This window comes from Fusibacter ferrireducens, assembly GCF_015352425.1.
In the GTDB taxonomy this organism is placed as follows: Bacteria; Bacillota; Clostridia; order Peptostreptococcales; family Acidaminobacteraceae; genus Fusibacter_A; species Fusibacter_A ferrireducens.
On sequence record NZ_JADKNH010000015.1, the window covers coordinates 109,758 to 122,774 of the forward strand.

A 13,017-nucleotide genomic window follows, 5' to 3' on the forward strand; every position below is an offset into this window, starting at 1 on the left:
AATACCTTTAGAAAACAGGAGGTTTAAATGAAGCAGCGTAGATTAGGGAAGACAGAACTCATGGTAAGCAGCATTGGATTTGGAGGGATTCCCATTCAAAGGGCAAGTCAAGAGAAAGCCAATGAAATTGTGGATCAAATGATAGCAGAAGGCATGAATTTCATAGATACGGCAATTGGGTATACCGTTAGCGAAAGCTATATTGGCAACGCACTTGCAGGCGATAAGCGAAAAAAATTCGTATTGGCGACGAAATCACCTGCTAAAGACTATGAAGGCATGAAAGCGGATATAGAAAAGAGTCTTAAAGCACTTCAAACGGACTATATAGATCTCTATCAATGTCATCTCATTAGAAATAGAGAACAGTATGAACAGGTCATGGGAGAAAATGGCGCCTACAAGGCTATGCTGGAAGCTAAGGATTCGGGCAAAATCGGTCACATAGGCATCACAGCACATAGTGCGGAATTTCTCATGGAAGTTCTGGAGGAAATGCCATTTGAGACCATTCAGTTTCCATATAACCTTGTAGAACGCCAAGGTGAAAAACTTTTTGAACGTGCTAAAGCACTGGATTTAGGCGTCATCATCATGAAGCCTATGGCTGGCGGCGCTATTGAAAATGGCACCTTGAGCTTGAGATTTATACTTGAAAATTCGAATATATCAGTGGTCATTCCAGGGATGGAAACACCGGAACTCGTTGAGAAAAACGCAGCTGTAGGCCATGATTTTAAGCCGATTAGCGATGCAGAAAAAATAGAAATCGAAAAATTTGTAAACGAAATAGGCAGTCAGTTTTGCAGACGCTGTGGCTACTGTCTACCCTGTGTACAGGGAATTGACATTCCAGTACAATTTATCATGGAAGGTTATCTTACACGTTATGGCCTTGAAGCTTGGGCCAAAGAACGTTATGAAAGTCAGGCAATTACTGCCAGCGCTTGTATAAAATGTGGTGCGTGTGAACCTAGATGTCCATATAATTTACCGATTAGAGATATGTTAGAGCGTGTTCAGGCTAATTTTTTAGAATATGAGAATTCAGTTAAATAGTAGGCTTATCTTCAGAAGTGATTAATTTCACTTCTTTTTTTTCACTTTGAAGATAGAGCCCGAAACAAATGATGCTGAGTCCTAAAATGCTTTTGATCTCAAAGTTGCCGATGAACATATAGTCCAATATGATGCCCAGAGTCATCTGTCCCATAAAGGGCAATATCACAATGTAGAAGGCCTTGATCTTAGTGGTAAAATAGTTGAGTAAAAGGATGACGAAACAGCCAATGACCCCTCCTAAAAAATAGTGGGGTGGTATTGTGGGCAGTTGTTTAAAATATTCTAAGTTTGAGAAAAGCATCAAGCAAATAAGAGCTGTCAAAGTTGCAGATAGATAGTTAAAAAATGAAGCTTTAAAAGTACCAAGGGCAAGCGCATTGCGACCGTTTAAGATTGGTGCAAGGATGAAGAGTACCCCCAGAATAAGAGCAGAACCATAATATAAAATCATGCTTAAACCTCCAAGTTAAAGTACCAGAATAGTTCATAGTAAAAGATACACACCGACAAAGATAATGCAAATGCCGATAATCTGTTTTAAAGTAATTTTAGTTTTAGGTTTGCCTAAGAGTCCAAGACCGTCTATGACAAGTGACGTGAGCACTTGTCCAAGCAAGCTGATGCCCACCATAATGGTGATTCCCAGTTGGGCCACAGTGATGTTGCTCATGACAATAGTCAGTGCACTGAGAGCGCCCGGAAGGAGCAACCAAAATAACCTGGGCTTCATATGACCCGAAGATAATTTTGAAGGTCTTAAAAGTAAAATTGCAAATAAGATAAGTCCAATGGCGTTGAATATAAAACTGCTGAAATAAGTAGAAGTATAGTTAGAAAGCATCCCGTTGAATGAAACCATTAACGCCAATAAGAGGCCAGTGATATATGCAGATGAATAGGCCATATGTGCCACCTTTCGTGAAATGTATGATGATGCTTTTGGATCATTTAATGTTTTATGATTATTTTGATATTTGAAAATCATTAGGTTTATGTTGTGTTTTATAAGTCTATTATACTGGCCTTTGACATGATATAATATGACATATGTCATGTCAAAATGTCTTTTATCGAGAAGAGGATAGAAAAATGAGAATGATTAAACATCCACAAAAGATAACAGCCTATCTAGAACGGCTTGAAATAAGCTCTATGCTTGATGAGACCATTATAAAATCACTCGAACTCTGTGAGTATGAAAGAGACGAAATCGTTCTCAATGCAGATGACCCCCTTGAATATTACTATTTCTTTCTTGAAGGAAAACTTAAAGTATTTCAGCAACAAAGGAATGGACGCAATTTATTGATCCAATTTTATACAAAGTTCGATACTTTAGGTGATGTAGAGCTTATAGAGAACTTAAATGTAATCTGTGTCGTTTCTGCTGTTGAGAAGTCCTATCTTTTCAGAGTTGAAGCCTCAATTATGAAAAGATTTGTTGAAAATAACATACCTTATTTGAAATACATTATAAGAGGACTCGGTAAAAAACTGAGATATGCCAATGAAAATGATGCCTACAATCTGATGAATCCTGTTAAGAATAGATTGGCGAGTTATATCTTATGGCATCATGATAGTGCCTCAAATGAAGTGGTTTTGAAAGAAACACTTATGGAAATCTCGGAGTTTATAGGCACGACGTATAGACAACTTCATCGTGCTTTTATTCAATTGGAGGCGTCGGGTATTATCGAGAGAAAGGGCAAGGGCATTTTGATTTTGGATGCAGAGGCACTTAAAAATTTGGCTGGACAAATCTATCATATGCTTTAAAAATCAATTGCAATGGGTGAAATATAATTCTAGTACTGTCGGCAATGCTGTTGCGACGCCAGCCTCAAAATAATTGAAAAGATCATCCTATTTAGTTAGAGAACACAATTAAAAAAGCCCCAGTGTGATTTTTTATCACATCGGGGCTTTGCCTATGGCTCTAAGTTGATAAATGCCGGATTGGTAAGTGGCTTTGAAAGGTCATAGCCGTAAAAATCAGTAGGCGATTCACCATTGATTGTAAAATAGACTTCATCCACACCTTCAAGGCTGTTAAAAGATTTTGCGATACTTAAAAGCATCTGTTTGACATAGGCTTCATGACCGCTAAAAGCATTGTTAAAGCTGTTGTCTACACCCAGTGTCAATTTGCCTGCATCGAAGTTCACTGCTTTGAGTTCAGTACCAGTCGGGATACTGCCACTGAGATAAAGACTGCTCTTTTCAAGGGATGCACTAAAATGTGGTGATGAGAGCACTTTCCAAAGCGTTTTAGCATTTTCCAAGACATCTGATGATAAGGCCTCATCGTCTTCCGTTAGCAGTTCGATGAAAACGGGCGCCAATAACATATAATTAGAATCCTTGTTGTAATTGAGATATGCAAGATTGTCAGTTCTTGGAATGAAATTCTGTTCTAAATTCACGCCACCATATGATTTCCGTTTGGTGTTATCTATATAGAAATTCGTTTGATCAATAAAGTCAAGTGAAGTCAATGTATAAGTGATTGCGTCAACAGCAGGCTTAAAGTCGTTTTCAAAGGCGATATACTCTGGATTATATACATAGACAGAAGCGTTTCCAGATCTTACGGATAGTTTGGAAGCATAGGGCCAAATTGAATCTCCCACAGGCAAGCCCAACCCTACAGTAGGGCCTTTATCCAGTTCTTTAAGTGTTGTTCTGGAACGATTTTTTGGATAATCCACAATTCGAGATATGGGCACTAAGAGTTCATATGCATCCGTTGGATAATATAGACGCATTGCAAGCTTACCATCTGGGGCCTCATCGATTGCTTCAAGTGACAGCTTGTCAAATTTTTCATTGGAGATGACAAGTGTTAAGGTCTCGTTAAATGGCCCCTCACTGGTGCCTTTTATTTCAACACGGTAATGATTGGCTTTAAGAACATCTGTAATCGATTTGAGTGAAAATGAAATTTGATCGGTATTCTCGTTTGAATTCACAAGTGTCGGCGACAAATCCTTCAGACTAGTAGTGCTGATCAATTGTTCACCATCATATACACAGACTTCAATTGCGTCATAGAGCGTCTCAGAAAAATCATGTGGTGTGCTCACTATTGAAAATTCAATCTCATCTGGTGTATAATCAATTGAACTGAAATGACCTTCAAGTGCAAAAGTGGTTTCCACAGGAACGACTTCAGTGGGTTTTTCGATGACAGGTTGAAATATGTTAATTGTCAGTATATCCTTGCTGAGTGGCATGGCTGTAACTAACAAAAATAGAATGACGATAAAGAGCATATTGGAGAGAAATCGAAACATATAATCCTCCTAGGTTTATTTAAATAATATCATACATTATTATTATATGATAATTTGCGGATAAAAACTATTACAAAAGAAGGAAAAAATGAAAGGACGTCAAAATGTCTAAAAAAAATACTAAAAATGTAGGCTCTGAAAAGCGATTTGATAAAGGCGATCAGATTGAACTTTACATTGAAGATATAACAGAAGATGGTGATGGCATAGGGAAAATTAACGGTTACACGGTATTTGTCCACAATGCACTTCCGGGGGATCATCTGGTGACAACACTCATCAAGGTTAAAAAGAACTATGCAATTGGTATCATTCATCAAATGCATGAAAAATCACCAATGCGCGTTAAAGCCCCATGTCCTTATGCTGCAAAGTGCGGCGGTTGTCAACTACAGGATCTAAGTTATGAAGGTCAAGTTGAATACAAGGCTAATCATATTAAGAGTTCATTAATGCGCATTGGTAAACTTGAAGAAAGTGAAATAAAATGGGATGGCTTTAAGGCCATGACAGAGCCTCTTTATTATAGAAACAAGGGTATTTATCAATTGGCTATGGGCAAGAAGGGTGAAATTGAAATGGGCTTTTATAGAAAGCGCAGTCATGATCTTGTGGATGTGGCATATTGTCTTTTACAATCCAAGGTTGCCAATGCCTTGATGAAAAAGGTCCGTGAAGCCTTAAGGCTCAGTGGGATTAGCTTTTATGATGAGTTGACGAAAAAAGGCGCGCTCAGAAGAATCATGATCAGAACCACCACGCCGAATCAAGGTGAAAGTGTGGAAGCGATGCTTGTAATTGTCACAACTGCGGTTTCGTCAAAACTTATGAGATTTGTAAAAGATTTAGAAGTGTTGGATAGCAAAATTAAGTCCGTGTATATCAACATTAACGATGATCTTGGGAACACGAACATGTCTGACCAGTTTGATCATATTTCGGGTAAGGTTTACTTGACAGATTACATCGGCGATGTGGCTTTTAAAATTTCACCACAGTCTTTTTTTCAAGTGAATTCAGTACAAACGGAAGTGCTCTATGATGAAGTGGTGACAAATGTACAGGCGATTGTGGATGAGATTAGGGCGAGTTCAGAAGATCAGGTAGAAGAAAAAGATGGCAATAAAGGGTTAACGGTTAATGGTGGTAAGGGTATCACTGTTATGGACCTTTACTGTGGGATTGGTTCAATAGGGGCTTATGTGGCGAAGAAAATGCCTTCAATTTCTAAGATTATCGGTGTGGAAGTTATAGAAGGTGCTATAGAAGACGCTAAGGCGAATGCAATTTTAAATGGATTGAGCAATACTGAGTATGTGGTGGGACTCGCTGAAGAGGTGATCGCTGATCTTGCTGAGAAACATGAGCTACCTGATATTGTGATTCTCGATCCACCGCGCAAGGGATGTGATAGCAGTTTGATTGATACCTTGATCGCCATGAAAGCACCACATATCGTGTATGTGTCTTGTAAGCCTAGTACGCTTGCGCGGGATTTGGAACTGCTCGTGGCTGGTGGGTATGAGGTGAAGAGGACTGTTGGGGTGGATATGTTTCCGATGTCGACGCATGTGGAGACGATAATTCTGATGGCGAATAGTTGTTCGAAGGCTAAAAAGTAGGGTTTGACCACAAGATATTGTGGTTTTGAGTCGATTTTTAGGCGAAAAACAGATGGAAAATGACGTTTTTTGACCTTTAAAAAAGAGACTAAAATATAGATGACATTATGAAATGGGGGATTTAAGTGAGTAGTGAACCAAATAGTTTTTCTAAATATCTAGTTATATTCGTGGACATTCTTGGAAGCAAGAATAGAAATGATTTTCAAAAAACATATCAAATTAATAAGATATTTCATGAAGAACTTGAAAAAAATAGGAAAAATGATATGTCTCATACTGTTTATTTTAGGAGGATATACACTTTTTCTGATTGTGCTTATATTTTTTATGGATTTAAAGATGAAGAAACAATATCTGAAGAGCGCAAAAAAGTGGATCAATTATTTAAAGTGGCATTATGTAATTGCGAGCCTATATTCTTAAGATTTATCAAAGAAAAAATTCTTTTTAGAGGGGGAGTATCCTACGGCGATGCTTATGTTGATTCGTGCAGGAGTATGTTTTTTGGTGATGCTGTGAATAAAGCTTACAAGTTGGAATCAGAAATAGCCATACATCCTCGTATCCTTATTGATGACACTATTGCTACTGCAGTTTTAGAAAACATAACATTGGTAAAATATAAAATAGCAGCACAAAACCCCGAGTATATACCTTATTTTGGGGCAGGAATGATTCCCAAAATGCCCGAAACTGGTGATGGAATTATTGAGAAAGATATTGATGGCAAATATATTTTTAATTATTTACATTTTCCAGAAAATAATATGCTCGTACAAGATTACTATTCATCTTGTGAAGAGTTTATAAAAGAGCTTATAGATTACTGCTCTGAGCAAATAGATGAGAATACACAGTATAAAATTATTGACAAATACTATTATCTTCAAAGGTTTTCTCAAGCAAAGTTGGATAACTTGTTAAGCCAATATGAAATTTGATGTAATAAAGTGTTTTAGAGAAATATTTAAATTCCGATTTGTTATTAGGTCATGATTTTCTAGCAAATGAAATAATTAATTTTAGAATCAAATGGCATGTCTTAGATTGACTTAACAACCTACTGACTTGCCGTTTTTTTATGTCCAAAATCAGAAAGAAAGGAAGACAAAGATGGCGAAATTTTTTATGTATGGATCAGAGCTTCAAGAACTTGAACAGCTAATTATGCTTGTTCTGAATTTTTACAAAGAAGAAGTGGGGTGATTGTTGTGCAGAGAAATCATATCACATCTTGCATCAATAAAGATGGGTGAGGTTGAAGCTAAGGATTTTCCGGTGGCAACCAGAGCGGAAATGGAAGAACTGTGGCATGCGAAAGAAGAGGAAGTTATGCGGGCCGAGTTTAGGAGGCTGTAAACCAGAATAAAGATGATTAAGAAAAAACTAGTGGCTTTACAAAAGTAAAATAATATACTACTCAATAGAGTAGTAATGATATATACACTTGTAAACTTGTGTACGCCCCATAAGTGTAGTAAAATTGAAGCAATACTTATGGAGGTGTGTCTTGAATACATTAGATCGAATCAAAGAATTGCTCGATGAGAGAGGCTGGACCATGTATAAGCTCTCAAAAGCTTCGGGTGTGTCTCAATCAACTCTTTCGAATATGTTTAATAGAAATAACGACCCGAGCATAAGCACACTTGAAGAAATCTGTCATGGTTTAGGTATAACATTGTCACAGTTTTTCGCTAATGACGATGAATTGGTTTCATTAGATAAAGAGCAAAAAGAAATGCTTGAAAAATGGGCAACGCTTTCATCAGAACAAAAGAGTGCGTTGCTGAAATTATTGAAGTAGTGCGGGGAGGAACATATGAGCATCAATATAAAATGCCAAGTTTTCACCCCAATTGAATATGTGCAACAATTGCTTGATTATGCAGGGTATAATAATAACTTGTATAATCAAAAGGTAGCAGAGAATTCATGTGGCGACGGCAATATTTTAGGAGAAATAGTAGTTAGATATATTAATGACTGCAAAAATAATCATCTTGATAATGTGCAAATTAAACTAGGGTTAGAAAGAGATATTTATGCAGCAGAAATAGATCAAGAGCATATAGATAATTGTACCGTAAGGTTGGATTCGATTGCAAATGAGTATGATATTCATGATGTTAATTGGAATTTCTATCATGGGGATTTCTTGAAATTGAATATTCAAGATGAATTTGATTATGTAATCGGGAATCCACCATATATCACCTATAAGGAAATTTCATTAGAAAATAGATCTTTCTTGAGAGAAAATTTTGAAACATGCTATCATGGAAAATTCGATTATTGCTATGCGTTCATCGAAGCAAGTGTTAAGTCGTTAAGGAACAATGGACGATTAGTTTATTTGGTTCCTAGTAATATTTTTAAGAATCAATTTGCACATGCACTGAGAGATTATCTGGTTGATGACTTGACTGACATTTATGATTTTACTAGTCAAAAATTATTCAAGAATAAACAAACAGCCTCAGCGATAATGGTATTTGAAAAGAATAGCAGAAATCAACATTTGTTATATCATGATATCATGAAAAATTCGAGTAGGCATATCATCAAAAATCAATTGGTTGATAAATGGCAATTCCAAAGTGTTGATAATGGAAATACTGTCAAGTTTGGTGAAATGTTTCATGCAGCTAGTTGCATTGCAACACTATTGAATGAAGTTTATCTGATACGCTCATATACCGATAATCATAATTATTTAGAAGTTGAAAATGGGAAGATTGAAAAGAGTATTCTTAGAAGAGCTATAAGTCCGAGATCAAAAAGATATAATAAGGAAGAGTACATAATATTTCCTTATGATTACCAAGAGGGTCGCCTTTTGAGATATACTGAAGGGCAGTTTATGGCAGAATATCCGTTGACAGCACAATATATGTTGAAATTTGCTGAAAAGCTCAGCAAAAGAGATAGTGACAATGGTATTGCGTGGTTTGAATATGGCAGGTCACAGGCATTAGCACATTTAAACCAATCAAAACTTTTATTATCAACGCTGGTAACGAATCAAGTTAATGTATATGAACTTGGTATTGAAGAAATACCTACTTCGGGTATTTATATTGTAAGTAAAGAAAATGAAGATCTTAGTATAGCAAGAAGAATACTTGAAAGTCCTGAATTCTATGAGTATGCAAAAAGTATAGGTGTTATTTCAAATTATAATTCCTATCGTATAGCGCCTAAGGATATAAATAATTTTCAAGTGCCCGTGAAGTACTTAAAAAAATAGTATGAAGGAGCAAATGTATGTCAAAAGTACCTTTTAATGTAGATGCCTATACCGCAAAACTAATAGGACGAGAAAATGTGTCTAAGCTCGACGGGGCAATACTTGAGCTTGTTAAAAATACTTATGATGCAGATGCTTCTATTTGTTTTTTATATTACGAAAATGAAACAGATACGTTATATATTGGTGATAATGGCACTGGGATGACAGAAGAAATTATATTGAAGCATTGGATGACTATTGGGAGTTCTTCGAAAAAAATACAATATAAGACGCGAAAAGGACGCATTCAAACTGGAGCAAAGGGAATCGGAAGATTTGCACTGGATAGGATTGCTGACAAATGTGAACTGCTAACAGTTTCAGAAGAAGAACATTTGATATGGGATGTTGACTGGAGCAGATTTGAATTTGGGCAGCGGATAACCGATATCACGGCAGACTTGGATCCTTCCACAAAAGGATTTGATGAATTCTTAAGTGATGTTATTAATCCAAATGTTAATAAGATTGTGGATGATAACTTCCAAAGAACAGGATCGATTTTTAAATTAACATCTTTAAGAGATAAATGGGATAAATCTGTCGTTGATAGCATAAAATCAAACTTAAGAACATTGATTCCTCCTGAATTTAAAGAAGTGTTTAATGTGTATTTTTTTGAGACTACAACAACTATTGAGGAAGCGGCTGTTTTACAAGATAGTGATGATTTTGCTTATGATTACAAAGTTCACTTTGTAGCAGAATCGTCTGGGAAAGTCACTGTTAATATCTATAGAGATGAATTTGATTTTTCAGATAAGTTTGATGAGATAATGACTGGAGCCGGATTCGAAAATTTTGAACGAGATTATTTTCAGGGAAAGCCAATAGAGAAAGTATTGTCTTTTAATGAGATTATCGGCTCAAAGGAGAATATTGAAAATACTATAGGTGATTTTGAAGGAACACTATATTACGCAAAGCTGAATGCAACAAAAGCCGATCGGGAAAAATATTATTATAAGGATATTACGGGCCGACCGGATATCAGAAGCATCTTTGGTGGTATTAGAATTTACCGTGATGGTTTTAGGGTTAGACCATACGGTGACCCTAAGTCATCATCAAGTGATTGGCTAATGCTTGCTGCTAGAAAAAATAAATCGCCAGCTGCGATATCCCATGATACTGGTTCATGGAGAGTTAATGCTGATCAAATGCATGGAAGTATTTATATTTCAAGAACTAATATACATTTGCCAGATCAGGCTAACCGCCAAGGAATAGTTGAAACGAAAGAATTTGGACTTCTGAGGCTTTTTATAGAAAAAACTATAAGGTTATTTGAAAGAGATCGGCAATATGTTTGTAGATTGTTGAATAGATATTATGATGAATTACATCCTACAGAAGATATAGAAAAAGAAATTAAAAAGAAGCTTCAAGAGAGTCAAAAGAATGAAGAAACTGCAAAGAAAAGCAATCAACCACCAAAACAATCTCCAGTTATAGATGTTAAAAAGGTCTCAGAGTTAGTTGATAAAAAAGATTCAACAATCAGAGATCTTGAAAATGAGATTCAGATGTTACGTGTTTTAGCGACTACGGGTATTGTTACTAATACTTATGTTCATGAAATTAAAGATGTAACACACAAATTGAATCTAAATATTGTAATGGCCAAAGAAGCTATAGAATATGATAAGGATATGCAATCTGCCTTGGACTATATTACAAAAGCAAGCGTCGCAAGAGAAGCATTCACTTCGTGGTTTAAAGTAACGATAGAATCAGTACGACGTGATAAGAGAAGGATGAGGAAAACAAGTGTTAGTGATTTGGTTTCCAAGCTGATTGAATCATGGAAAGAGTCACTCAGTCCAAAAAACATTGAAATAATTGATACCATGGATGACGTGGAATTCAAGTGTTTTCCGTATGAACTTGAGAGTATACTAAATAATTTAATTGCAAATAGTGTTGCTTCATTTGAAAAGAAAGTGAGTGATGATAAAAAAATATTTATTAGCATCATTTCACAGGAAGATGGGATACTTATAAGGTATTCAGATAATGGTATCGGTTTATCTGAATCATATAAGAAAAATCCAAGACGAATTCTAGAACCACTCGAAACCGACAAAGTAACGAATGCGGGGGATGTTATTGGCACAGGAATGGGAATGTGGATCATAAACAGGATTGTCAGTGAATATTACGGTGCTATTGATTTGTCAAAAAATATGAGTAGTTCAGAAGGATTTTATATAGATTTAGTGCTTAAAAATAAGGATTAGGAGGGGCTGTAATGATTAAAATCGGTTTTATTGATGATGATAAATCTTTAGTAGATGCATATAAAACAAGATTAAAGCGAAGAGATATTGAACTTATTTTTGCGGACGATTGCAATACAAAAGAGGATGTTCTGAAGTGGATATTTAAGAATGAAATCAAGTGTATGCTTGTTGATTATAAATTGACACAAGCTTACAGTTTTATGGGAACGGATTTAGTGGCTTATTTGAATTCAGAGGTTCCTGATTTACCGTGTATTGTATTAACTAATTATTGTGAAGAGGGTATCGGTGAAAATTTGGTTGTTGAAAACATGTTCATTGATAGAGATGTTTTTGATGCTGAAATGGGGAAACCTAAATTTGAAGACTTTATCAAAAAACTTGAGCAATCAGTTGCTGTTTTTGAAAATCGGTTAGTTAAACGTAACGAAGAGTTTTTGGTACTTAAAGAAAAGAAAGATTCAGAAGAAATATCTTCAATGGAAGAGGAACGTTTTATTCACTTGTATAAAATTTTGCGTGCCTATAATGAAGTGGATGACATTCCATCAGAATTATTAACATCATCAGCAAGCAAGAAGATGAGCGATATTTTATCGGCACTCGACAAATTAATAGATCGAACAAATTAGAGGTGGCGGATGAGAATACATGGTGAGGTAATAATAAAGAGACGATCTGATGTTGAAACTGAATCAAGCTACCGGAAATATGAGCCTAGACTCCGGGAAGATTTTGGGCATATTTGTGGATACTGCGGAAAATCGGAGATGACAACTAACAAAGGATTTGAAATAGATCATTTTGTTCCAATCAGGATTGCAAGTGAAAGAGAAACAGATTATTCAAATTTAGTCTATAGTTGTTTCACTTGTAATAGAAAAAAATCTAGGAAATGGCCAACGGAAGATAAGGACAAGCATCATGATGGAAATGTAGGATTCATCGATCCTGCAACTGATGAATATGATGAGCATCTAGAACGAACAGACAATGGAGATATCGTTGGGATTACCGATGTTGGTAAATATATGTGCAAAACCGGTTTTAAGTTCAATTCCAGACCGATGAAAGAAATCTGGACATGTACAAAAATACTTGAAAGACAGTCTATTCTCGAAGGACGTATGCAGGCAATGACACCTGAAGAGAGTACCGAGTACATATTAATAAATCGACAGATAAAAGAACTGTATAAAATACTGTTTAATAGGAAAGAGTAGTGCATTTTTAGGATTGGTATAAATGCATGATGGGGGAATTTAATGAATGAACAAGAAATTATTCTAGCTAAAATTTGTGCCATTCTTGATAAAAGATTTTTCCTGCTTAAAAAGAATGGCGAGATAAAAAAGTATATAAAGTGTTGTGGATTAGGGTAAGCGTTAAACCTAACACACATTTTCAACATTTAAATTTTATGCGACAATAAACAAAAACATTAAGGAGCTTGTCGCTATGAAAAATGAATCCCTAAGACAATTATGGTCTGATCGCAT

At 35.8% G+C, this 13,017-nt stretch carries 12 protein-coding genes; 9 read left to right on the forward strand and 3 right to left on the reverse strand.

The window, feature by feature from the left end; genetic code table 11:
• Positions 1 to 27 precede the first annotated feature (27 nt).
• The gene (locus ISU02_RS20160; protein WP_194703646.1) at positions 28 to 1,059 is read left to right on the forward strand and encodes an aldo/keto reductase; all 1,032 of its coding nucleotides are present in this window, start codon (positions 28 to 30) and stop codon (positions 1,057 to 1,059) included.
• Here the strand turns inward: ISU02_RS20160 and ISU02_RS20165 are convergent.
• Together ISU02_RS20165 and ISU02_RS20170 are read right to left on the reverse strand one after the other, a co-directional pair.
• Positions 1,052 to 1,513: a DMT family transporter gene (locus ISU02_RS20165; protein ID WP_194703647.1), complete on the reverse strand. Its 462-nt coding sequence runs from the start codon at positions 1,511 to 1,513 to the stop codon at positions 1,052 to 1,054. The genes ISU02_RS20160 and ISU02_RS20165 overlap by 8 nt on opposite strands.
• A 33-nt stretch (positions 1,514 to 1,546) precedes the next feature.
• Positions 1,547 to 1,966, reverse strand: coding sequence for a DMT family transporter (locus tag ISU02_RS20170; protein ID WP_194703648.1), 420 nt, complete (start codon positions 1,964 to 1,966; stop codon positions 1,547 to 1,549).
• Positions 1,967 to 2,151: 185 nt separating this feature from the next.
• Between ISU02_RS20170 and ISU02_RS20175 the strand changes: the two genes are divergently transcribed.
• A complete protein-coding gene (locus tag ISU02_RS20175; RefSeq protein ID WP_194703649.1) occupies positions 2,152 to 2,841 on the forward strand; it encodes a Crp/Fnr family transcriptional regulator in 690 nt (229 codons plus the stop codon).
• A gap of 152 nt (positions 2,842 to 2,993) precedes the next feature.
• On the opposite strand, the gene ISU02_RS20180 is transcribed toward ISU02_RS20175, so the two are convergent.
• Positions 2,994 to 4,358, reverse strand: a complete 1,365-nt coding sequence (locus ISU02_RS20180) for a GerMN domain-containing protein (protein WP_194703650.1) — start codon at positions 4,356 to 4,358, stop codon at positions 2,994 to 2,996.
• Positions 4,359 to 4,462: 104 nt separating this feature from the next.
• Here ISU02_RS20180 and rlmD point away from each other — a divergent pair, with 104 nt between their 5' ends.
• From rlmD to ISU02_RS20215, 7 genes are all read left to right on the forward strand, one after another.
• Positions 4,463 to 5,980, forward strand: a complete 1,518-nt coding sequence (gene rlmD, locus ISU02_RS20185; protein ID WP_194703651.1) for a 23S rRNA (uracil(1939)-C(5))-methyltransferase RlmD — start codon at positions 4,463 to 4,465, stop codon at positions 5,978 to 5,980.
• Positions 5,981 to 6,105: 125 nt separating this feature from the next.
• On the forward strand, positions 6,106 to 6,924 hold the full coding sequence (locus tag ISU02_RS20190; protein WP_194703652.1) for a hypothetical protein: 819 nt from the start codon (positions 6,106 to 6,108) through the stop codon (positions 6,922 to 6,924).
• A gap of 569 nt (positions 6,925 to 7,493) precedes the next feature.
• Positions 7,494 to 7,790 (forward strand): helix-turn-helix domain-containing protein, encoded by a 297-nt coding sequence (locus tag ISU02_RS20195; protein WP_194703653.1) that lies wholly within the window; start codon positions 7,494 to 7,496, stop codon positions 7,788 to 7,790.
• 15 nt (positions 7,791 to 7,805) lie between these two features.
• Positions 7,806 to 9,233 (forward strand): Eco57I restriction-modification methylase domain-containing protein, encoded by a 1,428-nt coding sequence (locus tag ISU02_RS20200; protein ID WP_207736449.1) that lies wholly within the window; start codon positions 7,806 to 7,808, stop codon positions 9,231 to 9,233.
• Between the two features lie 17 nt (positions 9,234 to 9,250).
• A complete protein-coding gene (locus ISU02_RS20205) occupies positions 9,251 to 11,515 on the forward strand; it encodes an ATP-binding protein (RefSeq protein ID WP_194703654.1) in 2,265 nt (754 codons plus the stop codon).
• Positions 11,516 to 11,526: 11 nt separating this feature from the next.
• On the forward strand, positions 11,527 to 12,150 hold the full coding sequence (locus ISU02_RS20210) for a chemotaxis protein (RefSeq protein WP_194703655.1): 624 nt from the start codon (positions 11,527 to 11,529) through the stop codon (positions 12,148 to 12,150).
• A 9-nt stretch (positions 12,151 to 12,159) separates the two neighbouring features.
• The gene (locus ISU02_RS20215; RefSeq protein WP_194703656.1) at positions 12,160 to 12,741 is read left to right on the forward strand and encodes an HNH endonuclease; all 582 of its coding nucleotides are present in this window, start codon (positions 12,160 to 12,162) and stop codon (positions 12,739 to 12,741) included.
• Positions 12,742 to 13,017 lie beyond the last annotated feature (276 nt).